Origin of the sequence: Mycobacterium asiaticum (assembly GCF_001668675.1) — a bacterium.
Classification (GTDB): Bacteria; Actinomycetota; Actinomycetes; order Mycobacteriales; family Mycobacteriaceae; genus Mycobacterium; species Mycobacterium asiaticum_D.
This window is the reverse complement of the sequence record NZ_LZKQ01000051.1, coordinates 29,918-55,029: the sequence shown is the minus strand read 5'-3', so window position 1 is coordinate 55,029 and position 25,112 is coordinate 29,918. Positions and strand designations below refer to the sequence as shown.

The 25,112-nt window shown below is 68.0% G+C and carries 22 protein-coding genes; 12 read left to right on the top strand and 10 right to left on the bottom strand.

Going from position 1 to position 25,112, the window contains the following annotated elements; translation table 11 throughout:
* The first annotated feature begins 33 nt into the window (after positions 1-33).
* On the top strand, positions 34-1,626 hold the full coding sequence (locus A9X01_RS05140; protein WP_495524971.1) for a DNA polymerase IV: 1,593 nt from the start codon (positions 34-36) through the stop codon (positions 1,624-1,626).
* Here A9X01_RS05140 and A9X01_RS05135 read toward each other — a convergent pair.
* On the bottom strand, positions 1,591-2,517 hold the full coding sequence (locus A9X01_RS05135) for an asparaginase (RefSeq protein ID WP_065119755.1): 927 nt from the start codon (positions 2,515-2,517) through the stop codon (positions 1,591-1,593). The genes A9X01_RS05140 and A9X01_RS05135 overlap by 36 nt on opposite strands.
* A gap of 46 nt (positions 2,518-2,563) precedes the next feature.
* Here A9X01_RS05135 and lspA point away from each other — a divergent pair, with 46 nt between their 5' ends.
* Positions 2,564-3,148 carry a signal peptidase II gene (gene lspA / locus A9X01_RS05130; RefSeq protein ID WP_065138046.1) on the top strand — a complete coding sequence of 195 codons (585 nt, stop codon included), beginning with the start codon at positions 2,564-2,566 and terminating at the stop codon, positions 3,146-3,148.
* A complete protein-coding gene (locus A9X01_RS05125) occupies positions 3,145-4,071 on the top strand; it encodes an RluA family pseudouridine synthase (RefSeq protein WP_065119667.1) in 927 nt (308 codons plus the stop codon). Before lspA ends, A9X01_RS05125 begins: the two co-directional genes overlap by 4 nt.
* Here A9X01_RS05125 and A9X01_RS05120 read toward each other — a convergent pair.
* From A9X01_RS05120 to A9X01_RS05110, 3 genes are read right to left on the bottom strand one after another with little or no spacing between them, the layout of a single operon-like run.
* On the bottom strand, positions 4,054-4,830 hold the full coding sequence (locus A9X01_RS05120) for a class I SAM-dependent methyltransferase (RefSeq protein ID WP_065119665.1): 777 nt from the start codon (positions 4,828-4,830) through the stop codon (positions 4,054-4,056). The genes A9X01_RS05125 and A9X01_RS05120 overlap by 18 nt on opposite strands.
* Positions 4,827-5,459, bottom strand: a complete 633-nt coding sequence (locus A9X01_RS05115; protein WP_065119753.1) for an MliC family protein — start codon at positions 5,457-5,459, stop codon at positions 4,827-4,829. Before A9X01_RS05115 ends, A9X01_RS05120 begins: the two co-directional genes overlap by 4 nt.
* A gap of 50 nt (positions 5,460-5,509) precedes the next feature.
* On the bottom strand, positions 5,510-5,920 hold the full coding sequence (locus A9X01_RS05110; protein ID WP_065119663.1) for a group I truncated hemoglobin: 411 nt from the start codon (positions 5,918-5,920) through the stop codon (positions 5,510-5,512).
* A gap of 180 nt (positions 5,921-6,100) precedes the next feature.
* Between A9X01_RS05110 and A9X01_RS05105 the strand changes: the two genes are divergently transcribed.
* Both A9X01_RS05105 and A9X01_RS05100 read left to right on the top strand, forming a co-directional pair.
* Positions 6,101-7,117, top strand: coding sequence for an SDR family NAD(P)-dependent oxidoreductase (locus A9X01_RS05105; protein WP_065119661.1), 1,017 nt, complete (start codon positions 6,101-6,103; stop codon positions 7,115-7,117).
* 4 nt (positions 7,118-7,121) lie between these two features.
* Positions 7,122-7,925: an SDR family NAD(P)-dependent oxidoreductase gene (locus tag A9X01_RS05100; RefSeq protein ID WP_065119659.1), complete on the top strand. Its 804-nt coding sequence runs from the start codon at positions 7,122-7,124 to the stop codon at positions 7,923-7,925.
* Here the strand turns inward: A9X01_RS05100 and A9X01_RS05095 are convergent.
* The 3 genes from A9X01_RS05095 to A9X01_RS31770 are packed head-to-tail and all read right to left on the bottom strand — an operon-like array spanning position 7,922 to position 13,322.
* Entirely contained in the window at positions 7,922-9,595 is a 1,674-nt protein-coding gene (locus A9X01_RS05095; RefSeq protein ID WP_065119657.1) for a hypothetical protein, read from the bottom strand. The two genes, A9X01_RS05100 and A9X01_RS05095, sit on opposite strands and share 4 nt — an antisense overlap.
* Positions 9,595-11,469 (bottom strand): serine/threonine-protein kinase, encoded by a 1,875-nt coding sequence (locus A9X01_RS31775; RefSeq protein ID WP_065119655.1) that lies wholly within the window; start codon positions 11,467-11,469, stop codon positions 9,595-9,597. The genes A9X01_RS05095 and A9X01_RS31775 overlap by 1 nt, the downstream gene beginning before the upstream one ends.
* Complete coding sequence (locus tag A9X01_RS31770) at positions 11,466-13,322, bottom strand: serine/threonine-protein kinase (RefSeq protein WP_065119653.1); 1,857 nt, start codon at positions 13,320-13,322, stop codon at positions 11,466-11,468. The genes A9X01_RS31775 and A9X01_RS31770 overlap by 4 nt, the downstream gene beginning before the upstream one ends.
* A gap of 74 nt (positions 13,323-13,396) precedes the next feature.
* Here A9X01_RS31770 and A9X01_RS05080 point away from each other — a divergent pair, with 74 nt between their 5' ends.
* Both A9X01_RS05080 and dnaE read left to right on the top strand, forming a co-directional pair.
* The gene (locus tag A9X01_RS05080; protein ID WP_065119650.1) at positions 13,397-13,828 is read left to right on the top strand and encodes a type II toxin-antitoxin system Rv0910 family toxin; all 432 of its coding nucleotides are present in this window, start codon (positions 13,397-13,399) and stop codon (positions 13,826-13,828) included.
* A gap of 69 nt (positions 13,829-13,897) precedes the next feature.
* Positions 13,898-17,437, top strand: a complete 3,540-nt coding sequence (gene dnaE, locus A9X01_RS05075; RefSeq protein ID WP_065119649.1) for a DNA polymerase III subunit alpha — start codon at positions 13,898-13,900, stop codon at positions 17,435-17,437.
* On the opposite strand, the gene A9X01_RS05070 is transcribed toward dnaE, so the two are convergent.
* Positions 17,434-17,880: a PPOX class F420-dependent oxidoreductase gene (locus A9X01_RS05070; protein ID WP_065119647.1), complete on the bottom strand. Its 447-nt coding sequence runs from the start codon at positions 17,878-17,880 to the stop codon at positions 17,434-17,436. The two genes, dnaE and A9X01_RS05070, sit on opposite strands and share 4 nt — an antisense overlap.
* Before the next feature lie 52 nt (positions 17,881-17,932).
* Here A9X01_RS05070 and A9X01_RS05065 point away from each other — a divergent pair, with 52 nt between their 5' ends.
* The 3 genes from A9X01_RS05065 (at position 17,933) to A9X01_RS05055 (ending at position 22,145) form a co-directional block, all read left to right on the top strand.
* Complete coding sequence (locus A9X01_RS05065; protein ID WP_065034921.1) at positions 17,933-18,307, top strand: MerR family transcriptional regulator; 375 nt, start codon at positions 17,933-17,935, stop codon at positions 18,305-18,307.
* A 120-nt stretch (positions 18,308-18,427) separates the two neighbouring features.
* Positions 18,428-20,251, top strand: a complete 1,824-nt coding sequence (fadD11, locus tag A9X01_RS05060) for a fatty acid--CoA ligase FadD11 (RefSeq protein ID WP_065119645.1) — start codon at positions 18,428-18,430, stop codon at positions 20,249-20,251.
* Positions 20,252-20,261: 10 nt separating this feature from the next.
* Positions 20,262-22,145 (top strand): lysophospholipid acyltransferase, encoded by a 1,884-nt coding sequence (locus A9X01_RS05055; RefSeq protein ID WP_065119643.1) that lies wholly within the window; start codon positions 20,262-20,264, stop codon positions 22,143-22,145.
* On the opposite strand, the gene A9X01_RS05050 is transcribed toward A9X01_RS05055, so the two are convergent.
* The gene (locus tag A9X01_RS05050; RefSeq protein WP_065119641.1) at positions 22,126-22,335 is read right to left on the bottom strand and encodes a hypothetical protein; all 210 of its coding nucleotides are present in this window, start codon (positions 22,333-22,335) and stop codon (positions 22,126-22,128) included. The genes A9X01_RS05055 and A9X01_RS05050 overlap by 20 nt on opposite strands.
* An 81-nt stretch (positions 22,336-22,416) precedes the next feature.
* Between A9X01_RS05050 and A9X01_RS05045 the strand changes: the two genes are divergently transcribed.
* Together A9X01_RS05045 and ilvA are read left to right on the top strand one after the other, a co-directional pair.
* Positions 22,417-22,854 carry a nitroreductase family deazaflavin-dependent oxidoreductase gene (locus tag A9X01_RS05045; RefSeq protein WP_065119752.1) on the top strand — a complete coding sequence of 146 codons (438 nt, stop codon included), beginning with the start codon at positions 22,417-22,419 and terminating at the stop codon, positions 22,852-22,854.
* A 34-nt stretch (positions 22,855-22,888) separates the two neighbouring features.
* Positions 22,889-24,172 carry a threonine ammonia-lyase gene (gene ilvA / locus A9X01_RS05040; RefSeq protein WP_065119639.1) on the top strand — a complete coding sequence of 428 codons (1,284 nt, stop codon included), beginning with the start codon at positions 22,889-22,891 and terminating at the stop codon, positions 24,170-24,172.
* Positions 24,173-24,436: 264 nt separating this feature from the next.
* On the opposite strand, the gene A9X01_RS05035 is transcribed toward ilvA, so the two are convergent.
* Entirely contained in the window at positions 24,437-25,081 is a 645-nt protein-coding gene (locus tag A9X01_RS05035) for a pyridoxamine 5'-phosphate oxidase family protein (RefSeq protein ID WP_065119637.1), read from the bottom strand.
* Positions 25,082-25,112: the final 31 nt, after the last annotated feature.

Below are 25,112 nucleotides of genomic sequence, written 5' to 3'. Positions count from 1 at the left end.
GGATCTGCTTCCGAATCGGACTCGTCTTTCGGAATGGGTCTACGAGCACGCCTAAAGCTTGGGACGTCAAGAATTCTCTGTACCCGCGCGCGGGTGGGCGCGTCGAGCGTGGGGGTTATGCCGCGGTGGTGCGGCTTTTTGTGCCGTAAGGCCCACGCTCGGCGGGCTAGCGAACACCGCCAAATAGCATCGACACCTGTGGAGTCCCGTTGGGTGCTGCACCTGGACATGGACGCGTTCTTCGCCTCCGTCGAACAACTCACCCGGCCGACTCTGCGGGGGCGTCCGGTGCTGGTCGGCGGCCTGGGCGGGCGGGGCGTGGTCGCCGGGGCCAGTTACGAGGCGCGGGTGTTCGGCGCCCACTCGGCCATGCCGATGCACCAGGCCCGCCGGCTGGTCGGAGTCTCGGCAGTGGTGTTGCCGCCGCGCGGAGTGGTGTACGGCGTCGCGAGCCGGCGCGTCTTCGAAACGGTGCGCCATCTGGTGCCCGTCCTGGAACAGCTGTCTTTCGACGAGGCGTTCGGCGAACCTGCGCAGCTCGCCGGGGCGTCGGCGACCGACGCCAAGGAATTCTGCGCCGAACTGCGGCGACGGGTGCGCGAGGAGACCGGCCTGATCGCTTCGGTGGGCGCGGGTTCGGGCAAGCAGATCGCGAAGATCGCCTCTGGCCTGGCCAAACCCGACGGCATCCGGGTCGTGGACCGCGCCGAGGAGCGAGCGCTGCTGGCCGGCTTACCGGTGCGTCGACTGTGGGGGATCGGTCCCGTCGCCGAGGACAAATTGCATCGGCTCGGCATCGAGACCATCGGGCAGCTGGCCGCCCTCAGCGACGCGGAGGTGGCCAACATCCTGGGGGCCACGGTCGGGCCGGCGTTGCACCGGCTGGCCCGCGGCATCGATGACCGGCCGGTCGCCGAACGCGCCGAAGCCAAGCAGATCAGCGCCGAGTCCACCTTCGCCACCGACCTGACCACCCTCGATCAGCTGCGGGACGCGATCGAACCCATCGCCGAGCACGCGCATCGCCGCCTGCTGAAGGACGGCCGCGGCGCGCGGACGGTCACGGTGAAGCTCAAGAAATCCGACATGAGCACGCTGACCCGCTCGGCGACCCTGCCGTACGCGACGGCCGAAGCGGGCGCGTTGGTGGCCCTCGCCCGCAGGCTGCTGCTCGACCCGGTGCAGATCGGGCCGATTCGGCTTCTGGGCGTTGGGTTTTCGGGCCTTAGCGACGTCCGTCAGGAGTCGCTGTTTCCCGATCTGGAGCTGGCGCAGGAATCGGCTTTGCAAACGGGGTTGGAAACGGCGCCCGAGTCGCATCAGGATTTCGAGGCGATGCGGGCGGCGCTGCTGACCGGACAGGACGGGGCGTCATGGCGGGTGGGCGACGACGTGGTGCACCCCGAGTTCGGGCACGGGTGGGTACAGGGCGCGGGTCATGGCGTGGTCACCGTGCGGTTCGAGACCCGCAGTTCGGGCCCCGGCCAGGCCCGTACTTTCCCGGTCGTGACCCCCGATCTCGCCGCCGCCAACCCGGTCGACAGCCTGGACTGGGCCGACTACGTCGGTGAACTGCGCGAGCGGGACGCCTCAGCCCCAGCGATCGAGGACGTCGGCGACGGGTAGGCCCGCGGCCAGTGCCGCCATCAGCAGCACGCGCGCCTGCGGCGGCCCCAGTCGCGGCACCAGCAGCGCGCCCGCCCGCGCCAGGTCGTCGCCGGGCCCGTAACCGGCGCTCACCCGGCCGCTGGGCACCCGGGTCGATACCGCGACCGTCACCCCGCCGCGGGACAGGCGCCGTACCCCGTCGACGACGGCGACCCCGGCGTTACCGGAACCCAGAGCCTCCAGCACCACCGCGCGAGCGCCGGCCGCCGCGAAAGCGTCCAGCGCGACCGCGTCACTGCCCAGATACGCCGCCGCGATGTCGACCCGGGGCGCCCCGGCCGCCCGGATCTCACCGGCGAACGGTCGAACCTTGGCTTCGGTCAACGACACAACGCCGTCGGCGGTGCCGAGCAGCTGCCCGGCGAAACCACTGAGGTCCTGGGTTGCGGCCTTGCGCAGCCCCAGCGGTTGCAACACCCGACCGGCGAAACACACCAGCACTCCCAGCCCACGGGCGGCCGGGTGGGCCGCGACCGCCGCCGCGGCCCGCAGGTTGGCGGGTCCGTCCGCGTCGGGCGCGTCGGCGCTGCGCATCGCACCGGTCAACACCACCGGAACGTGACCCGAATAGGTCAGCTCCAGCCACAGGGCGCTCTCTTCCATGGTGTCGGTGCCGTGCGCGATCACGATCCCGTCCGCGCCGTCGGCGATCGCGGTGTGCACCGCATCGCGCATCCGGTCCCAGTCCGGCGGTGTGAGCTCGGAACTGTCGACGGCCATCAGATCGACGACGTCGACGTCGAGTCCTTGGGTGAGGTCGGCGCCCGAGTGCGCGGGCCGGCGCACGCCGTCGGCGCCGGTGCTCGTCGAAATCGTCCCTCCGGTGGTGATCACGGTGACGCGGCCCATCAGGGGATCATCCCGCACCCGCGCCGGCTTAGTGGATGATGGTGGGGTGCCTGACGAACCAACAGGGTCCGCCGATCCGCTGACTTCAGCCGGTGACGCCGAGGCAGCCCACGAACCAGGGGCAGCCCCGCCGCCCCGGCGGCTGCGTTTGCTGTTGGCGGTTGCGGCGGTGGTGCTTTCGCTGGACATCGTGACCAAGGTGCTGGCGGTCAAACTGCTGCCCCCGGGCCAGCCTGTGTCGATCATCGGGGACACCGTGACCTGGACGCTGGTCCGCAATTCGGGGGCCGCGTTCTCGATGGCCACCGGCTACACCTGGGTGTTGACGCTGATCGCGACCGGCGTGGTGGTCGGCATCTTCTGGATGGGGCGTCGGCTGGTCTCACCGTGGTGGGCGCTGGGGCTGGGGATGATCCTGGGCGGCGCGATGGGAAACCTGGTCGACCGGTTCTTCCGGGCACCCGGGCCGCTGCGCGGCCACGTGGTGGACTTTCTGTCGGTCGGCTGGTGGCCGGTGTTCAACGTCGCGGACCCGTCCGTGGTGGGCGGGGCCATCCTGCTCGTCGTGCTGTCCATCTTCGGCTTCGACTTCGACACCGTGGGCCGGCGCAACGCCGAGTCGACGGAATGACGGACCGCTCGATGCCGGTCCCGGAGGGGCTGGCGGGTATGCGCGTGGACGCCGGGTTGGCCCGTCTGCTGGGGTTGTCCCGCAGCGCCGCCGCGGCCATCGCCGAGAATGGCGGCGTCGAACTCGACGGTGTGCCGGCCGGCAAGTCCGACCGGTTGAATTCGGGTGCCTGGCTGCAGGTTCGGCTGCCGGAGCCGCCCAAGCCGCCGGAAAACACGCCCGTCGACATCGAAGGCATGACGATCCTGTACTCCGACGACGACATCGTCGCCGTCGACAAACCCGCGGCGGTGGCCGCGCACGCGTCGGTGGGCTGGACCGGTCCGACGGTGCTGGGCGGACTGGCCGCCGCGGGGTACCGGATCACCACATCCGGTGTGCATGAGCGGCAGGGTATCGTGCATCGACTGGATGTCGGCACGTCCGGGGTGATGGTGGTGGCGATCTCCGAACGGGCGTACACCGTACTGAAGCGTGCGTTCAAGCAACGCACTGTCGACAAGCGTTATTACGCGCTGGTGCAAGGGCATCCGGATCCGTCCAGTGGCACCATCGACGCCCCGATCGGCCGCCATCCCGGCCCGGAGTGGAAGTTCGCGGTCAAGCGGGATGGCCGGCACAGCATCACCCATTACGACACCGTGGAGGCGTTCGTCGCCGCCAGCCTGCTCGACGTGCACTTGGAGACCGGTCGCACCCACCAGATTCGCGTGCACTTCGCCGCACTGCATCACCCCTGCTGTGGTGACCTGGTCTACGGTGCCGATCCCAAACTGGCGAAAAGGCTTGGTCTGGAACGGCAGTGGCTGCACGCGCGGTCGCTGGCGTTTGCCCATCCGGCCGACGGCCGCCGAATCGAGATCGAGGCCCCTTACCCGGCCGACCTCGAGCACGCGCTGGACGTGCTACGCGCCGAGGGGTGACGGTTTGCGCGCCTCGACGAGGACACGCGCGGCATGAGCGACGAACGGCCCCTCGTGCTGGATGCGCTCGTGCAGTTCGCGTAACCGCTCGCGATAGCGTTCGACGGTGAAGTCGGGCACCGTCCAGATCACCTTGCGCAGGAAGTGAACGACGGCGCCGATATCGAAGAATTCCTGACGCAGCCGCACGGACCGCATGTCCACGATCTGCAGGCCGGCCGCGTGCGCCTGTGCCCGCTCGTGATCCGGGTGCCGCCGCGCCCACGCGTCGGGCTGCGGCCCGATGAAGTATTCGACCAACTCCGAGACGGTGGCCGGCCCGATGTGCTGGGCGAGGTAGCTGCCGCCGGGCCGTAGTACCCGCGCAATTTCGTTCCACCACACGGTGTTCGGATGCCGGCTCGTCACCAGGTCGAACGCCTCGTCGGCGAACGGCAGCGGCGATTCGGCGGGTGTGGCGACCACCACCACGCCGCGCGGATGCAGCCGCTTGGTCGCCAGCGCCGCGTTGGGCGGCCAGGACTCCACCGCCGCCATGGTGGGTGGAAATCGCTGTGCCCCAGCCAGTACCTCGCCGCCACCGGTCTGAATATCCAGGGCGGCAGAAACTTTTGCCAAACGGCTACTCATCAGCCGCTGATAACCCCAGGACGGCCGCTCCTCGGTCGCGCGACCGTCGAACCAGGAGAAGTCCCACCCGTCGAGCGGAGCCGACTCGGCCTCGGTCACCAGCTCTTCGAAGCTGCGGGAGCTGTTCACCTTGTTCGGCAGACGAATTCGGTGCCGCTGAGATTCAAGGTCACCTCGCCCTGGTGTTCCCAGTATTCCGATCCCTGCCGGCCGTACCGGGCGCCGCTACCCGAGGGCTGAATGAACAGAATGACGCGGTTGCCCTTCCAATCCAGCACCGCCGTCTTCGGGTCGAGCTGGTTGTAGAACTGGGCGGTCAGGGTGCCGGCGTCCGGCGGGCAGTCGTAGGACACGACCGGCGGAGCGGCAGTGGCCGGGTCGGCGATGGCCAACTCGACCAGCCGTGTCTGGTAGGCCTCCAGCACACAGGTCCGGATGTCGGTTTGGTTTGCGCAGCCGTCCCTGGTGACGGCGAAGGCGTTTTGCGCGGCCGTGAGCGCGGGCTGGTCAGCGCCGGGACGGGCCAGCGCCCGTTGATAGGCGCTCTGCGCACGACGGTCCAGATCGCTCAATTGTGTTTCGTTGCAGACCAATTGCTGCGCCTTGTTCGCGGGTCTGGCGCAATCGAACGTGCCGGCCGCGGGCCCAGGCGAGGCCGTCGTGGTACCGGCTGTGACGGACGAGGTGGGCGAACTTGGCGGGGCCTGCCCGCCGCAGGCGGTGACGACGAACGCGGCGACCAGACAGGCGGCGAACAGTTTCACACCGTCGACTATCCCGCACGGCGGGGAGTTCGCACGCGAGGCGCTCAGACTTTTGTGGTGCTGCTTTCACCCGATGCGATGTCTGAGGCCAGCGGCGCTATGACACCCAGGATTTCGGTGATCGTGTCAGGCGGCACTCCGGCGGCGGTCAGGGCGTCGCCGAGGTGTCCGGCTACCAGGCCGAAGTGGTGCATGGTGATGCCGCGCCCCTGATGCACCTGCTTCATCGGTGCGCCGCTGTAGGCATCGGGACCGCCGAGGGCGGCCGCGAAGAACTCGGCCTGCCTGCCCTTGAGCCGGCTCATATTGGTTCCGGTGAAGAAGGCGGCCAGTTCCGCGTCGGCGAGGACGCGGTCGTAGAAGTCGTTCACGACGGTTTCGATCGCCTGATAGCCGCCGATCCGGTCGTAGATGCTGAGTCGTTTGCGCAGCGGGAAAAGCTTGAGTGGCGGCATCGCCCCAGTCGAACAGCTGCGGGTTGCTGGACGGTTAGGCCGCCGTCACCACCGGATTATCCGGCGTTACAAGACGATTGTTTACATGCCGGCAATCTGTATAAATTGACCCGCCGATGTCCTAGGTTGGCTTCATGACCTGTGTCACACCGTCCACACCGCCATCAGGAGCAACCGTCAATGAATCTTGGTGACCTCACGAATCTGGTCGAGAAGCCGTTCGCGGCTGTGTCGAACCTGATCAACACGCCGAACTCCGCGGGTCGGTACCGGCCGTTCTACTGGCGCAACCTGCGCGACGCGGTGCAGGGCCGCAACCTCGAGGACGCGGTGGAAGGCAGGATCGCGCTGATCACCGGCGGATCTTCGGGCATAGGCGAGGCGGCCGCGCACAAGATCGCCGAGGCGGGCGGCACCGTGGTTCTGGTCGCTCGCACCCTGGAGAACCTGGAGAAGGTCGCCGACGACATCCGCGGCAACGGGGGAACCGCTCACGTGTACCCCTGCGACCTCTCCAACATGGACGCGATCGCCGAGATGGCTGACAAGGTGCTCGAGGACCTCGGCGGCGTCGACATCCTGATCAACAACGCGGGACGCTCGATCCGCCGTTCGCTGGCGCTTTCCTACGACCGCATCCACGACTACCAGCGGACCATTCAGCTGAACTACCTGGGTGCGGTGCAGCTGATCCTCAAGTTCATCCCCGGTATGCGGGAACGCGGCTTCGGCCACATCGTCAACGTCTCATCGGTCGGTGTGCAAACCCGCGCACCGCGGTTCGGCGCCTACATCGCCAGCAAGGCCGCGCTGGACAGCTTGTGCGATGCGCTGCAGGCCGAAACCGTCAGTGACAACGTGCGATTCACCACCGTGCATATGGCGCTGGTACGCACGCCGATGATCAGCCCAACCACCATGTACGACAAGTTCCCGACGCTGACCCCGGATCAAGCCGCCGGCGTGATCACCGATGCGCTGATCCACCGGCCGCGGCGGGCCAGCTCGCCGTTCGGGCAGTTCGCCGCCGTCGCCGACGCCGTCAATCCCGCCGTCATGGACCGGGTGCGCAACCGAGCCTTCAGCATGTTCGACGACTCCTCGGCGGCCAAGGGCGGCGAAGACAAGGGCGAGCAAAAGGACCTGGATCCCCGTAGCGAGACGTTCCTGCAGGCGACCCGCGGGATTCACTGGTGACCTCATGAGCCTGCCCAAACCGAACAAGAACGCGCCCGTCGTCATCACCGGCGCCTCCTCCGGCATCGGCACCGAACTGGCCAAGGGCCTCGCCGGGCGCGGCTTTGCCCTGATACTCGTCGCGCGCCGACGCGAACGCCTCGACGAGCTCGCCGAGCAGTTGCGTGCGTCCGACAACGTCGACGTCGAGGTACTGCCACTTGACCTGTCCGACACGGCATCCCGCGGGAAGCTGGTCGACCGCCTGCGCACCGATCCGATCGGCGGGTTGTGCAACAGCGCCGGATTCGGCACCAGCGGCAAATTCTGGGAGTTGCCCTTCGAACGGGAAAGCGAGGAGGTCACCCTCAACGCGCTGGCGTTGACCGAGCTCACCCACGCGGCGCTGCCCGGCATGGTCGAGCGCGGCGCCGGCGCCGTGCTGAACATCGCGTCGATCGCCGGTTTCCAGCCGATCCCGTACATGGCGGTCTACTCGGCTACCAAGGCGTTCGTGTTGACGTTCTCCGAAGCAGTGCAGGAGGAACTGCACGGCACCGGGGTGTCGGTCACCGCGCTGTGCCCCGGTCCGGTGCCCACCGAGTGGGCGCAGATTGCCGATGCCGAGCGGTTCAGCCTGCCGGTGTTCCAAACCACGCCGCACGAGGTCGCCGAGCAGGCGATCAAGGGCATGCTCGCCGGTAAGCGCACCGTCGTGCCGGGCACCGTGCCCAAGGTGGTCAGCACCAGCGGCAGGCTCATTCCGCGTAGCCTGCTGCTACCCGGGATCCGGATCGGCAACGCACTGCGTGGCGGGCCGGGGCGCTAACTATCCGGCGGTATCTTCAGGACCCTGCCAGGCTGCACGAGCTTGTTGGATCTATCGGAGACCGCTGACGTCAGCACGTAGAGGGCGTTCGCGGAGTCGAATGCGACGTCGTAGCTATTCGCGGCCAGCGGCACTTTGACGACGTTGCCGCCATCCGCCGGCCACTCGTAGAACCCTCGGCCGAAACCGTCGGCGATGAAGATGTTTCCGGCGCTGTCGAACGCCACGTGCCGTGGCTCGATGAGGTCGGGGATCGGCAGCTTGGTTGAGGCGGTGGCTCCCGCCGCCAACTTCAGAACGTGGCCGCGGCCGGTGCCTTTGTTGCCTGCGCAGATGTAGACGTTGCCGCTTTTGTCCACCGCAATACCGCGAGGCAGGAAGATGTCACCGAAAGATAGGTCGGTCGGCCGATTTTCGCCGAGAGCCAGCTTTTTGGCGCCGTACTTCAGGCTGCTGTTCAGGTCGCTGCCGAGCAAGCCGCCGACCGCATAGGTGTTGCCCGCCGTGTCGACCGCAATGGCATTGATCGCGGTAAATCCCCGGAACGGCAACCGGATTGGAGTGGACTTGCCGCCCTCGATGTACCAGACCTGTGCGCCCACGCTGAGGTAGATGTTGCCGGCCTGATCGACCGCCAGGTCGGAAGCCGAACGCAGATCCACACCGGGGAAATCCAACGTCGTCGGGCTGCCGCCCCCCGGTGTCAGCTTGAAAAGTTGCGCGGGAGACGAGTCGAACAGGCCCGCATCGGGTGGCGGCGCCGTCGAAGCCAGAACGTAGATGTTCCCCGCGCCGTCCACCGCGAGGCTCTTCGTCGGATACATCCCCGGGAAGGGCAGTTCGATGGGTTGGCCGGTGTAGGTGTGCCGGGGCGCGGCGGTCGGCACGGCCGAAGCGGTCGACGTCGCTGAGGCGGAACCGTTGTGATGGACGAGTCGGGGGATGGCGATGGCCCCGGCCACCACAGCGGCGACGATGACGACGCCGGCGAGTACCGGAGCGATGCGGCGCCGCCGGCGCGCCGGTGGTGGCGGTGGTAGCGGGATCGGGCGGGAATGCGGATACGACACCGTGGGCGAGCGTCCATAACCGGGATCCCACTGCGGCGGAGGGGGATTGGGGCTCGGCGGCGGTGGCGGCAGGTTGATCGTTCGGGTCGCGGCGTCTGACGGTCTGGACGGCGCGGGTGGATCCCCAGCGAGTGCGCCCTGGGCGGCGGCCACCAGTTCGGCCGCGCTGCGGTACCGGTCGTCGGGATTGGTTGCCAGTCCCTTGGCTACGACGTCGTCCAACGCGACGGGAATGCCGGCACGCTGCTCGCTGGGGCGCGCGATAGGCGCACCGGGACCGGCGGTCTGCGGCGGGTGCCCGACCAGGCACTCGTACAGCACGAGCGCCAACGCGTAGACGTCGGCTTGGTAGGTCGCCTCGGTGTTGGTAACCAGCGAGCGGGTGCGCTCCGTCGACGGGGTGGGCCCACCGCTGTCGGAAAGGAACACCGAATCGTCGGCGGCCAAGTGGATCGTGCCCGAGGTGACCTCCCGGTGCACGGTTTGGCTTGCGTGGGCTGCGTCGATCGCTGCCGCAACCCGGCGCACCACGTCGACCGCACGTGCGGGATCAAGCGGTCCGCCTTGCGCCAGCACGCTTTTCAGGCTCCGGTCCGCCATCAGCCACCACCGACCTTGAGCAGCCGACTGTTCTCGGTCAGGTAGATGTTCCCGGCACCATCGATCGCCACCCCGCCGAATGGCTGGTTCTCCGGCGCGAAGAGCAGGGTGGATGTGGTGGCGCCGGCCGGGAGTTTCAGCAGCCGGCCGCGGCTGTCCGCGTTGTCGACGAGGTAGATGGTGCCCTGGCCGTCGACCGCGGCGTGCTGCGCCCGGCCGAGCTGCCCGAACGGCAGCTGGGTGGGATTGGTCTCGCCGGGAGCCAGTTTGAGCACTCGTCCCGACTGCAGGGCATACACATTGCCCGCGCCGTCGACGGTGACGCCTTCGAACATGCCGCTGCCGAACGGCAGCACGGACGGGGTGGTGGATCCCGGCTCGAGGCGAAGCACTCGATCGTTCGCCGCGACGAACACGGTTCCGGCGGCGTCGGCCGCTACACCGTTGGGAAACAACCGGCCGAACGGCAACTCCACGGGGTCAGCAGCGCCCGGAGCGAGCTTCAACACCTTTCCGACGTTGTCGCCCTTGGGGAAGTCGGTCACGTAGATACCGCCGGCGCCATCCACGCTGACCCGCTTGGGTCGGTTGAGCCCCCGAAACGGCACTTCGACGGGCGCGGCGGAATTGGCCGGCAACCGGTAGACGCGGGCGGTGCTGGTGTCGACGACATAGATGTCCCCGCCCGGTCCCATCGCGACGCCGCCGAGTTCCCCGAACCCGATGACCGGCATGCGGATGGCGTTCAATGGCGGCGCGGCGCTGGTGACCGGCGCAGCGCTGGTCGGGGGCGGGCTGGCGTTGGTGCTCGGAGATGGTGGCGGAGTGGGTCCGGGTGCGGCGACGACCGCGATGACGGCGGCCGTGACAGCCACCAGCGCGACAGCCGCGACGGCAAGCACGATCCCGCGACGAGACTTGGGGCGCAATGGGTTCGGTGCCGGGATGGGAGGCCGCGCAGGGGGCGAAACCGGTGGTGGGGGCGGGCTCCAAGGCCGCGTGGTCACGGCTTCCTGGGCTGCCCAGCCGCCCTGGGGTACCGGCGTGCTCAGGGCGCGTTGCGCGGCAGCGGCCAACTCACCGGCCGTGCGGTAGCGGTGCCCGGGCTCCTTGGCCATCCCCCGGGCGATGACCTCGTCGAAACCGACCGGAATGCCCGGGTGGTGCTGGGTCGGCCGCGGCGGTGGGGAAGTCAGGTGGGCGGCGACCAATGCCGGGATCTCGGTCCGGCCCTCGTACGGAGCGGACCCGGTCAGGCATTCGAACAGCACGCAGGCCAACGCATAGATGTCCGCACCCGGCGTCACCTCGCCAGACGCAAGGCGCTCCGGGGCCAGGTAGGCGAACGAGCCGATCGTGGTGCCTTCACTGGTCAGCTTGGTGTCGGTGGCCGCGTTCGCCAGTCCGAAGTCGACGAGACAGGCGAAGTCGTCATTGCCGAGCAGGATGTTGGCCGGTTTGACGTCGCGGTGGATGACGGTCTCGGCGTGCGCGGCGTCCAGGGCCGCGGCGATCTGCCGCACGATGGTGACCGCCCGCGCTGGGGAGAGTGCACCTTCGTGGTCCAGGGTGCTCTGCAGGTCGGTGCCGTCGATGAGCCGCATGTCGATGTAGAGCTGCCCGTCGATCTCGCCGCAGCCATGGATGGGCACGACGTGCGGATCGTGCAGGCGGCCGGCGGTGCGGGCCTCCCGAAACAGCCGTTCCCGAAACGCCGGGTTGTGCGAGTAGCTGCTGGACAGCAGCTTCAGCGCCACCACGCGGTTCATTGCGGTGTCCTCGGCCTCGTAGACTTCGCCGAACCCGCCGGTGCCCAGCAACCGTCGCAAGATGTACGGCCCGAACCGCGAACCCACCCGGGAACTCGAAGTCATTGCGCGGCACCTATTTCCAGCACTTTGCCGGAGGCGCACTCGTCGCCGCGGTGGCAGTCGGCGACATAGAGGTTGCCGTCCTTGTCAACCGCTATGCCGAACGGATAATTCAACCCGGGAAAGGGCACCGGGATGGCGCTCGGTGCACCCGGTGCCAGCTTGTAGATCCCGCGGCCGTCGATGTCGGAGACGTAGATATCGCCCCGCTTGTTCACCGCCACACCGTACGGCTGCTGGAGCCCCGCGAACGGCAACTCAGTGGGGGTATCGGCGCCGGGCGCCAGTTTCAGCACGCGCCGGTCCTCGCCGTCGGTGATGTAGAGATTGCCGTCGTTGTCGACGGCGACGCCCGACGGCGCGCTCAGCAACGTCGTCGGCATCAGCGCCGTGGCGCTCGGCGCGCCGGGGGCCAACCGCAGCACCTGCCGTGCGGCCCGGTCCGCAACGTAGACGCTGCCGTCCTTACCGAGGGCCACGCCTTCCGGCTTGATGAGGTGTCCGAACGGAACCAGGGATGGCCCCCGGGCGCCCGGCGACAGCTTCCACACGCCCGGGGCGTGCAGGTCGGTGACATACACATTCCCCGACGGGTCGACCGCCAGGCCCGACGGGACCAGCTCTCCGAAGGTCAGCTCCGTGGGCGACGGTTGACCCGCCGGCAGTTTCAGGACCCGACCCTCGGGTGCGCGGCCGACCTCGGTGGCGTAAACAGCCCCGGCGTCGTCGACGGCGATGCCACGGACATTCACCAGCGACGGGAACTTCAGGAAGATCGGGGCGCTCGACGACGGCCGCGGCGCGCTGGGCGCTGCCGGCTCCGACGTTGCGGGCCGGCGCACGACAGCGATGATCGCCACCGTTGCCGCGACGGCGACCGCGGTGATTGCGGCGGCCGCGACCACCTTGCGGCGCTTGGCTTTTCGGCCCGGTTGCCGCGCCCAGTCCGGCGGCGGTGGGAGTGGCCGCACCTCGGGAACTGGCGGCGCCGGGGGAGCGGGCGCCGTCCACTCGCGGGTGGTCGCCGCGGGGTTGAGAGCCTGCAGGGCGGCCGCCGCGAACTCGCCGGCGGTGGAATACCGCGCGTCGGGATCCTTGGCCATGCCGCGTGCGATGACCGCGTCCAACTCGGCCGGGATGCCTGGGCGTTGCTCGCCGGCCCGCGGAACGGCCGCGTTCAGCTGCGCTTGCATCAACGCGGCGATGTCCCGGTGCTCGGCGTAGGGGGGCGACCCGGTCAGCAGTTCGTACAGCACGCAGGCCAACGCGTAGACGTCGCAGCGGTGGTCGACCGCGGCGCCGGAAAGTCTCTCCGGGGCGACGTAGTCGAAGGTGCCGACGGCTTTGCCGGGCTTGGTCAGCCGGGCATCACCGGCCGCGTTGGCCAGTCCGAAGTCGACCAGGCTGGCGAAGTCGTCCCCGGAGAGCAGGATGTTGGCGGGCTTGACGTCGCGGTGGATCACCTGCTCGGCGTGCGCGGCGTCCAGCGCCGCGGCGGTCTGGCGGATCAGGTTCACCGCGCGCGCCGGCTCCAGCGGGCCCTCACGCTCGAGCACCGTCTCGAGGTCCACGCCGCGCACCAGCCGCATGTCGATGTAAAGTTGGCCGTCGATCTCGCCGCAGCCGTGGATCGGCAGCACGTGAGGTTCGCGCAGTCGGCCCGCGGTGTGCGCCTCCCGGAAGAGCCGTTCGCGGAACACCGGATCCTGCGAGTAGGCACCGGTGAGCAACTTCAGCGCCACCGCGCGGTGCATGGCGGTGTCCTCGGCTTCATACACCTCGCCGAACCCGCCGCTGCCCAACAGACGGATCAGCCGGTACGGCCCGAACTGCGAACCCGTCCGATCTTCGACCACTAACCCTCCCTCCGCTCGGCCGACTTCGGCAGCTACGCCGCCGAGCGTAACCGCGCTGCCGTTACGCTCGCGACATGGCTTCCGTCGAGGTGACCTCAGATGTACCCATGAGTCCGCAGGACATGTGGGAGCACGTGTCGGATCTGTCCCAGTTGAGCGAATGGCTCGTCATGCACGAGGGCTGGCGCAGTGAGGTGCCTGAGGAGATCAGCGAAGGCACCCAGGTCGTCGGCGTGGCCCGCTCCAAGGGGCTGCGCAACCGGGTGACGTGGACCGTGACCAAGTGGGACCCGCCGCACGAGGTCGCGATGTCCGGCGAGGGGAAGGGCGGAGCAAAGTACGGCGTGCGGGTCACCGTGACGCCCCACAACGACGGCTCCACCATGGGCCTGCGCCTTGAGCTGGGCGGGCGCGCGCTGTTCGGCCCGGTGGGCAAAGCCGCCGCCCGCGCCGTCAAGGGTGACGTAGAAAAGTCGCTGAAGAACTTCGTCGAGCTGTACGCGTAAAAAGCCGTCAAGACACACTCCGCGACACGCCGATACGGTGTCGGTACCCGGTCATAGACTGGCGTCCCTATGAACCAGTCGAGCTTCGTGCACCTGCACAACCACACCGAGTATTCGATGCTGGACGGTGCCGCGAAGATCAGCCCGATGCTTGCCGAGGTCGAGCGGCTGGGAATGCCCGCGATCGGCATGACCGACCATGGAAACATGTTCGGCGCCAGCGAGTTCTACAATTCGGCGACCAAGGCCGGGATCAAGCCGATCATCGGCGTTGAGGCCTACATTGCGCCGGCTTCGCGCTTCGACACCCGCCGCATCACCTGGGGCGATCCCAGCCAGAAGTCCGACGACGTATCCGGCAGCGGCTCCTACACGCACCTGACGATGGTGGCCGAGACCGCGACCGGTCTGCGCAACCTGTTCAAGCTCTCGTCGCTGGCCTCCTTCGAGGGCCAACTGGGCAAGTGGTCGCGCATGGACGCCGAACTCGTCGCCGAACACGCCGAGGGCATCATCGCCACCACCGGCTGCCCGTCCGGGGAAGTGCAGACGCGGCTGCGGCTCGGGCACGAGCGCGAGGCGCTGGAGTCGGCGGCGAAGTGGCGGGAGATCTTCGGACCCGACAACTACTTCCTCGAACTGATGGACCACGGTCTGTCGATCGAACAGCGGGTCCGGGAGGGCCTGCTGGACATCGGCCGCAAGCTCGGCATTCCGCCGCTGGCCACCAACGACTGCCACTACGTCACCCGCGACGCCGCCCACAACCACGAAGCGCTGCTCTGCGTGCAGACCGGCAAGACGCTGTCGGACCCCAACCGGTTCAAGTTCGACGGTGACGGCTACTACCTCAAGTCGGCCGCCGAGATGCGCCAGCTCTGGGACGGTCAGGTGCCCGGCGCGTGCGACTCCACCCTGCTTATCGCCGAACGAGTGCAGTCCTACGCCGAAGTATGGACGCCACGCGACCGGATGCCGGTGTTCCCGGTGCCCGAAGGACACGACCAGGCGTCCTGGCTGCGCCACGAGGTGATGGCCGGCCTGAATCGCCGGTTCCCCGACGGCGTCGGCCAGGACTACATCGACCGGGCCGAGTACGAGATCAAGGTCATCTGTGACAAGGGGTTCCCCGCCTACTTCCTGATCGTGGCGGACCTGATCAACCACGCGCGCTCGGTCGACATCCGGGTGGGTCCCGGCCGTGGCTCGGCGGCGGGGTCGCTGGTGGCCTACGCGATGGGCATCACCAACATCGACCCGATCCCGCACGGTCTGCTTTTCGAACGCTTCCTCAACCCCGAGCGCCCGTCGGCCCCCGACATCGACATCGACTTCGACGACCGCCGCCGCGGCGAGATGGTGCGCTACGCCGCCGAGAAATGGGGCCACGACCGCGTCGCGCAGGTCATCACCTTCGGCACCATCAAAACCAAAGCGGCGCTGAAAGACTCGGCCCGAATCCACTACGGCCAGCCCGGCTTCGCGATCGCCGACCGGATCACCAAGGCGTTGCCGCCGCCGATCATGGCCAAGGACATCCCGCTGTCGGGCATCACCGACCCCAACCACGAGCGGTTCAAGGAAGCGGCCGAGGTCCGCAGTCTGATCGAGACCGATCCGGACGTGCGCACCATCTACCAGACGGCGCGCGGTCTGGAGGGCCTGATCCGCAACGCGGGTGTTCACGCGTGTGCGGTGATCATGAGCAGCGAGCCGCTCACCGAGGCGATCCCACTGTGGAAGCGGCCGCAGGACGGCGCGATCATCACCGGCTGGGACTACCCGTCCTGCGAGGCCATCGGCCTGTTGAAGATGGACTTCCTGGGCCTGCGCAACCTGACGATCATCGGCGACGCGATCGAGAACATCAAGGCCAACAGGGGCATCGAGCTCGACCTGGAGTCGGTGCCGTTGGACGACGGGCCGACCTACGAGTTGCTGGGCCGCGGCGACACCCTGGGGGTGTTCCAGCTCGACGGCGGGCCGATGCGCGACCTGCTGCGCCGCATGCAGCCCACCGAGTTCAACGACATCGTTGCCGTCCTGGCGCTGTACCGGCCCGGCCCGATGGGGATGAACGCCCACAACGACTACGCCGACCGCAAGAACGGCCGCCAGCCCATCAAGCCGATCCACCCTGAGCTCGAGGAACCGCTGCGCGAGATCCTCTCGGAGACCTACGGTCTCATCGTTTACCAAGAGCAGATCATGTTCATCGCCCAGAAGGTCGCCTCCTACACCATGGGCAAGGCCGACGCGCTGCGCAAGGCGATGGGCAAGAAGAAGCTCGAGGTGCTCGAGGCGGAGTACAAGGGCTTCTACGAGGGCATGACCAACAACGGTTTCTCCGAAAAAGCGGTGAAAGCGTTGTGGGACACCATCCTTCCGTTCGCCGGATATGCCTTCAACAAGTCGCACGCCGCAGGCTATGGCCTGGTGTCCTACTGGACCGCCTATCTGAAGGCCAACTACCCGGCGGAGTACATGGCGGGACTGCTCACCTCCGTCGGCGACGACAAGGACAAGGCGGCGGTCTACCTGGCGGACTGCCGCAAGCTCGGCATCACTGTGCTGCCGCCGGACGTCAACGAGTCCCTGGTCAACTTCGCCTCGGTGGGCAAGGACATCCGCTTCGGGCTGGGAGCGGTGCGCAACGTCGGCGCCAACGTGGTGGGCTCGCTGATCAAGACCCGCAGCGAGAAGGGCAAGTTCACCGATTTCTCCGACTACCTGAACAAGATCGACATCTCGGCGTGCAACAAGAAAGTCACCGAGTCGCTGATCAAGGCGGGTGCGTTCGATTCGCTCAACCACCCGCGCAAGGGTCTTTTCCTGGTGCACACCGACGCCGTCGATTCGGTGCTGGGCACCAAGAAGGCCGAGGCGATGGGCCAGTTCGACCTCTTCGGCGGCTCCGACGGGGACGGCGCCGGTGACGCCGTCTTCACCATCAAGGTGCCCGAGGACGAGTGGGAGGACAAACACAAACTCGCCCTCGAGCGCGAGATGCTGGGTCTGTACGTGTCCGGGCACCCGCTCAACGGGGTGGCACATCTGCTGGCCACCCAGGTCGACACCGCCATCCCGGCGATCCTGGACGGCGACGTCCCCAACGACACCCAGGTGCGCGTCGGGGGCATCCTGGCCTCGGTCAACCGGCGCGTCAACAAGAACGGGATGCCTTGGGCCTCAGCGCAATTAGAAGACCTGACCGGTGGCATCGAGGTGATGTTCTTCCCGCACACCTACTCCAGCTACGGCGCCGACATCGCTGATGACGCGGTGGTGCTGGTCAACGCCAAGGTCGCCATTCGCGACGACCGGATCAGCTTGATCGCCAACGAGCTTGTGGTGCCCGACTTCTCCAACGCGCAGCCCAATCGGCCGCTGGCCGTCAGCCTGCCCACCCGGCAGTGCACCATCGACAAGGTCAGCGCCCTCAAGCAGGTGCTGACCCGGCACCCCGGTACGTCCCAGGTGCACCTGCGGCTGATCAGCGGGGACCGGATCACCACGCTGGAGCTCGATCAGTCGCTGCGGGTGACCCCATCGCCGGCGTTGATGGGCGATCTGAAGGAGCTGCTCGGACCGGGCTGCCTGGGTGCTTAGGCGAACTCCACCCGCACAATCGCGCTGTCCGGCCACAGCCCACGGTCACGCGCCCGCCGCAGCTTCTCCCGCAGCGGCAGATCGCGGTGCACATTGGTCACGCCCGGAATCTTCAGCAGCGGCACGATATTCCACTGCCAGCCGTACCGCCGGTGCAGGATGCCGTTGGCGCGTTCGGCATCGCCGCCCGACAGTATCGTGGCGCGGCCGGTGACGTCCGTCGTCCCGGGTTGCACGCGGCCCCGGTAGTCGCAGACGGCGAGCCGCACCTCAGGGTTGCTGGCCAGCCGCTTGGTCTTTGGTCCCACCTTGGTGCGGAACAGCAGCGCATCGCCGTCGAAAGCGAACCAGATCGGGGTGTCGACGGGAGTGCCGTCGCGGCGGAACGACCGCAAGCGGGCGTAACGGGCGTCGGCCAACCCGGCGTGTGTGGTGGTGTGCATGCGGCCAGTCAACAACTTAGAGTTGACTCGAAGTCAAGCCTGGAAGGTTCGAATGCAACTGACCATCGGAGACGTGGCCCGCGACGCCGGTATCGCGGCGACCACCCTGCGCTACTACGAGCAGATCGGTCTGGTGCCCGCGCCGGAGCGCAAAGGCGGGCAGCGCCGCTACGACGACTCGATCCTGAGCCGGCTCGAGGTGATCCGCCTCTGCAAGTCGGCCGGGTTTTCGCTGGAGGAGATCCAGCTGCTGTTTGCCGACGATGCGCCCGGACGCCCGGCCTCTCGCGCGCTCGCCGAGCGAAAACTCGTCGAGATCGACGCCCAGATAGCGTCATTGGCCCGCGCGCGGGAAGTCATCGAGTGGGGGATGCGGTGCACATGTCCGTCGATCGACGCCTGCAGCTGTGGTGTCCACCCGTGCTGATGGGTGCCCGTCATGCCTCCGTCACGCTATCGTGGCGCTCGCCGTCGAACGCCACGCCGGTGTGACGCTCGAACGACGTAGGCTCACCGATGTGATGTGCGGCGAGCAAGGAGAACGGTGATGACCACAGCCGAGCGTCCGACCACCCTGTGCGAGGCCTTCCAGCGCACCGCAGCGATCGACCCCGACGCCGTCGCGCTGCGCACACCCGGCGGAACCCAGACCCTGACCTGGCGGGAATACGCCGACCAGGTTCGCAAGGTCGCCGCCGGGCTGGCGGGTCTGGGAGTCCGGCGCGGGGACACCGTGTCACTGATGATGTCCAACCGCGTCGAGTTCTATCCGTTGGAGGTGGGCGCGCAACACGTTGGGGCCACGTCGTTTTCGGTGTACAACACCCTTGCCGCCGAACAGCTGACCTACGTCTTCGCCAACGCGGACACCAAGGTGGTGATCTGCGAAGAGCAGCACGTGGAGCGGATCCGCGCCAGCGGCACACCGATCGAGCACATCGTCTGCATCGACGGCAACCCCGCCGGCACGATGACGCTGGACGACCTTTACGCGGCCGCCCCCGATGACTTCGACTTCGAGGCGACCTGGCGCGCGGTGCAACCCGACGACGTCGTCACCCTGATCTACACCTCCGGCACCACCGGGAACCCCAAGGGCGTGGAGATGACCCACGCCAACCTGCTGTTCGAGGGCTACGCGATCAGCGCGGTGCTCGACGTCGAGTTCGGCGATCGGAGCACGTCCTATCTGCCGACGGCACACATCGCCGACCGGATGTGCAACCTATATTCGCAGGAGCTTTTCGGCATCCAGGTGACCACGGTGTCCGACCCGCGTGCGATCGCCGCCGCCCTGCCGGACGTGCGGCCCACGGTCTGGGGTGCCGTGCCACGGATATGGGAAAAGCTCAAGGCCGGAATCGAATTCGTGGTGGCCAACGAGCCCGACGAGGTGAAGCGGGCCGCACTGCAGTGGGCGATGTCGGTGGCCGACAAGCGGGCGGCCGCCATGCTGGCGGGTCAGCCGATGCCTGACGAAGTTGCGGCCGAGTGGGACAAGGCCGACGAGTTGGTGCTGTCGAAACTGCGGGAGAAGCTCGGTTTCGGTGAACTACGGTGGGCGATCTCGGGCGCGGCGCCGGTTCCCAAGGAGACGCTCGGATTCTTCGCCGGCATCGGCATCCCCATCGCCGAAGTGTGGGGGATGTCGGAGCTCAGTTGCGCCGCCACCGGGTGTCATCCTCGCGATGCGCGTCTGGGCACCGTCGGCAAACTGCTGCCCGGGCTCGAAGGCAAGATTGCCGACGACGGCGAGTTCCTGGTTCGGGGGCCGCTGGTGATGAAGGGCTACCGCAAGGAGCCGGCCAAAACCGCCGAAGCCATCGACCCCGACGGATGGTTACACACCGGCGACATCGTGAAGATCGACGCCGATGGATACCTGCGGGTGGTGGACCGCAAGAAAGAGCTGATCATCAACGCCGCCGGAAAGAACATGTCGCCGGCCAACATTGAGAACACGATCGTGGCGGCCTGCCCGATGGTCGGCGTGATGATCGCCATCGGCGACGGTCGGCCCTACAACACCGCGCTGATGGTTTTCGACGCGGACTCGGTGGGACCGTACGCGGCCCAGCGCGGTCTGGAGCCGACACCGCAGGCGCTGGCCGCCGACCCCGAGGTGATCGCGCAGATCGCGGCCGGGGTCGCCGAAGGCAACCAGAAGCTGTCCCGGGTGGAGCAGGTCAAGCGATTCCGTGTCCTGCCGACGCTGTGGGAGCCCGGCGGTGACGAGATCACTTTGACGATGAAGCTCAAACGCAAACCGATCCACGCCAAGTACGCCGCCGAGATCGAGGAGTTGTACTCCGACAAGCCCGGCGACCAGGTACACCAGCCCGCCGCCGCGGCAGCGGCACAACCGGCCTGAGGGGGATGAGGTGACTGCACGGGAGGTCGGTCGCAGCGGAGTGCGAAAGCTTCTGCAGCGCACCGGATTTGTCGACGAGTCGACGACCGCACTGCCCACGGATCCCGAGGCGGTGACCCAGCTGCTGGGCGCCCGATGGTTCGGTGAGCGATTGGATGCGCTGGCCGAGGAGCTCGGTCGCGATCCGGCGAGCGTGCGGGTGGAGGCGGCGGGCTACCTGCGGGAGGTCGCGGCGTCGCTGGACGAGCGTGCCGTGCAGGCCTGGCGGGGGTTCAGCCGATGGTTGATGCGGGCCTATGACGTGCTGGTGGACGAGGATCAGATCGCCGCGCTGCGCCGCCTCGACCGCAAGGCCACACTGGCTTTCGCCTTCTCCCACCGCTCCTACCTGGACGGCATGCTGCTGCCGGAGGCGATCGCCGCCAACCGCCTGTCGTCGGCGTTCACGTTCGGCGGGGCCAACCTGAACTTCTTCCCGATGGGCGGCTTCGCCAAGCGGACCGGCACCATCTTCATCCGCCGGCAGACCAAGGACATCCCGGTCTACCGGTTCGTGCTGCGCGCCTACACCGCCCAGCTGGTCCAGAACCACGTCAACCTCACCTGGTCGATCGAGGGCGGGCGCACCCGAACCGGCAAGCTGCGCCCGCCGGTGTTCGGCATCCTGCGCTACCTGACCGACGCCGTCGACGAAATCGACGGCCCCGAAGTGTATTTGGTGCCGACGTCGATCGTGTACGACCAACTGCACGAGGTGGAGGCCATGACCACCGAGGCCTACGGCGCGACCAAGCGGCCCGAGGACTTCCGGTTTTTGGTTCGGCTGTCCCGCCAGCAGGGTGAGCGGCTGGGGCGCGCCTACCTCGACTTCGGCGAGCCGTTGCCGTTGCGCAAGCGCCTCGAGGAATTGCGCGCCGATCCGTCGGGCACCGAGACCGTCGTCGAGCGCATCGCACTCGACGTGGAACACCGGATCAACCGCGCCACGCCGGTGACGCCGACCGCGGTGGTGAGCCTGGCGCTGCTGGGCGCCGACCGGTCACTGTCGATCAGCGAGGTGCTGGCCACCGTGCGACCGCTGGCCAGCTACATCGCGGCCCGCAACTGGGTGGTGGCGGGGGCGGCCGACCTGACCAACAAGTCGACGATCCGCTGGACCCTGCACCAGATGGTGGACTCCGGCGTCGTCAGCGTCTACGACGCCGGCACCGAGGCGGTCTGGGGCATCGGCGCCGACCAGCATCTGGTCGCGGCGTTCTACCGCAACACCGCGATCCACATCCTGGTGGACCGGGCCATCGCCGAGCTGGCGCTGCTGGCGGCGTCGGAGAACTCGACCGACGGGACGGTGGCGCCGGCGTCCGTGCGCGATGAAGCGCTGAGCCTGCGCGAGTTGCTGAAGTTCGAGTTCCTGTTCTCCGGGCGGGCGCAGTTCGAGATGGAACTCGCCGACGAGGTGCGGCTCATCGGCCCGGTCGAGGACACCACAAAGGACGCCAGGGCCGAGGAGGTGTGCAACCTACTGGAGTCGGCGGATGTGTTGCTGGCGCATCTGGTGTTGCGACCGTTCCTCGACGCGTACCACATCGTCGCCGACCGGCTGGCCGCCCTGGAGGACGAATCGCTGGACGAGGAAGCGTTCCTGGCCGAGTGTCTCGAAGTGGGCAAGCAGTGGGAGCTGCAGCGCCGCATCGCCAACGCCGAGTCCAGATCGATGGAGTTGTTCAAGACGGCGCTGCGATTGGCGCGGCACCGTGAGCTGGTAGACGGAGCCGATCAGGCGGACATCGCCAAACGGCGCCAGGAGTTCGCAGACGAGATCGCCACGGCGACGCGCAGGGTCAACATCATTGCCGAAATGGCGAGGAGGCGGGTCAGCCTCGCAGGTCCGTAGCGACCTTGAGCAGCAACCCGACCGCGACGCCGACACCGGCCCCGCCCAGCACCGCCGGCGCTGCGCTGGCGGTCACCGCCCCGACAAGCAGCAGAGTGACCAGCCCGGCGATAACCGCGAACAGCTTGTGCCGCGGCCACGGGACGCCCGCGACCAGCACATCGCTCCTGTTCAAGGCCGGTTGAGTCATGAGAGTGAGTGTACCCAGCACATCGAATTTCGGCTAATCGAAACATTCGATGCGGGCGCTCTGCGGCATAGAGTGATCGATATGCCGCTACAAGGTGAGTACGCACCCAGCCCCTTCGACTGGTCCCGGGAACAGGCCGACAAGTTCGTGGAATCCGGCGGGTCCGAGGCCGCAGAGCTCAAGGGCAAGCCGATCATCGTCCTGACCACCATCGGCGCCAAGACCGGCAAGCTGCGCCGTACGCCGCTGATGCGCGTCGAGCACGACGGCCAGTACGCGGTGGTCGCCTCGCTGGGTGGCGCGCCGAAGCACCCGGTTTGGTACCACAACGTCGTCAAGAACCCGCGCGTCGAATTGCAGGACGGCAGCGTCACCCGCGAATACGACGCCCGGGAGGTGTTCGGCGACGAAAAGGCCGTCTGGTGGGAACGGGCCGTCGCGGCGTGGCCGGACTACGCCGAATACCAAACGAAGACCGACCGCCAGATTCCGGTATTCGTCTTGACCCCGGTGAGCTGATACGGCCCCGTCGCGGCCATGGCACCATTAACCGGTGTCCGCCGAACTGAGCCAGCACCCGAGTAGGTCGCCGCTGTCCGCGGTTGATATCGACCGCGCGGCGCAGCGAATTGCCTCGGTGGTGACGCCGACTCCGTTGCAGCTCAGCGAGCGGCTCTCCGAGATCACCGGCGCGACGGTGTACCTCAAGCGCGAGGACCTGCAGGTGGTGCGCTCCTACAAGCTGCGCGGCGCCTACAACCTGCTGGTTCAGCTGTCCGAGGAGGAGCTGGCCGCGGGGGTGGTGTGCTCGTCGGCGGGGAACCACGCGCAGGGCTTCGCGTTCGCGTGCCGGTCACTCGGCGTGCACGGCCGGGTGTACGTGCCCGCCAAGACGCCCAAGCAGAAGCGGGACCGGATTCGCTACCACGGCGGTCAGTACATCGAACTGATCGTGGGCGGAACGACCTACGACATGGCCGCCGCGGCCGCGCGCGCCGACGTCGAACGCACCGGCGCCACCCTGGTCCCGCCGTACGACGACCTGCGGACCATGGCCGGCCAGGGCACCATCGCCGTGGAGATACTCGCCGAGCTGGGTGGGGAGCCGGACCTGGTCATCGTGCCGGTGGGCGGCGGTGGCTGCATCGCCGGCATCACGACCTATTTGGCCGAGCGGACCGCCAACACCGCGGTGCTGGGGATCGAGCCGGCCGGCGCCGCCGCAATGATGGCCGCCCTGGCCGCCGGGGGACCGGTGACACTCGAGCACGTGGACCAATTCGTCGACGGCGCCGCCGTGGCCTGCGCGGGGGCGCTGCCCTACGCCGCGCTCGCCGCCGCCGGAGACATGGTGTCGATCACCACCGTCGACGAGGGCGCGGTGTGCACCGCGATGCTGGACCTCTACCAGAACGAAGGCATCATCGCCGAGCCCGCGGGAGCGTTGTCGGTGGCCGGGTTGCTGGAGGCCCAGGTCGAGCCCGGGTCGACCGTGGTGTGTCTGATCTCGGGCGGCAATAACGACGTGTCACGCTACGGCGAGGTGCTCGAACGCTCGCTGGTGCACCTCGGCCTCAAGCACTACTTCCTGGTGGACTTCCCGCAGGAGCCGGGCGCCCTGCGTCGGTTCCTTGACGAGGTGCTCGGCCCCAACGACGACATCACGCTGTTCGAGTACGTCAAGCGCAACAACCGTGAGACGGGTGAGGCGCTGGTCGGCGTGCAGCTGGGATCAGCCGCCGACCTGGACGGTCTGCTGGCGCGGATGCGGGCGACCGAGATTCACGTCGAGACCCTGCTGCCGGGGTCGCCTGCGTATCGCTACCTGTTGCTCTGAGCTTCTGGCGCTTCCGCCCTTCCTTCTGCGCGCTCCTTCTGCCGCCTTCTGCCGCGAAGGTGCGCAGATGTCCGGGTTTTGCGGCGTGTCGCTGGCACGCTGCGCACCCTCGCGGGAGCGGTGTGCCATCGACGCGTTTGCCGTCCTCGCGAAGGTGCGCAGATGTCCGGGTTTTGCGGCGTGTTGCTGGCACGCTGCGCACCCTCGCGGGTGGGCGGGCCCCGGCGCCGGTGGGCCCGGGCCCCCGGGGCAGAGCGGGCCGGGTCAGCGCAGGTATGACGGCAGCGGGGTAGCGGGGTCGAGATCGTCGGCGGGCTGCGCCGCTCCGGCGGCCACCGATAGGGGCACGACGCCGGCCCAGTACGGCAGGCTCAGGTCTTCGTCGTCGTCGGACACCCCGCCGAGGCGAAGCTTCGCCGAAACCTCGACCAGATCAACGGCCAGCACCGCGGTGGCGGCCAACTCGCGGGCATTCGGTGGCCGGCAGTCGCCGGCCCGGCCCGGCCGGATGTGGTCGAGCAGCGCATCCAGCGCCCGCCGCTTCTCGTCAAGATCTTCGACCAGGCGGGCGGTGCCCACCACGACCACCGAGCGGTAGTTCAGTGAGTGATGCATCGCCGAGCGGGCCAGCACCACGCCGTCGACCAGTGTTGCGGTGATGCAGACGGGCATGCCGGCCCAGCGCGCCGCCAGCATCGGGCCGCTGCCCGACGAGCCGTGCAGATAGAGGACTTCGCCGAGCCGCGCGTGCGTGGTCGGCAGCACTACCGGTCGCCCATCGTTGACGTATCCGAGGTGGCAGATCAGCGATTCGTCCAGGATGCGGTGCACGGTGTCGCGGTCATAGCGCGCCCGGTCCCGGTAGCGGGTCGGTGTAGTGCGGGAGGTTGGTCGGTAATCGGTGGCCACAGCTGCGAACCTCTTGCCAGGTAGGTTGTAC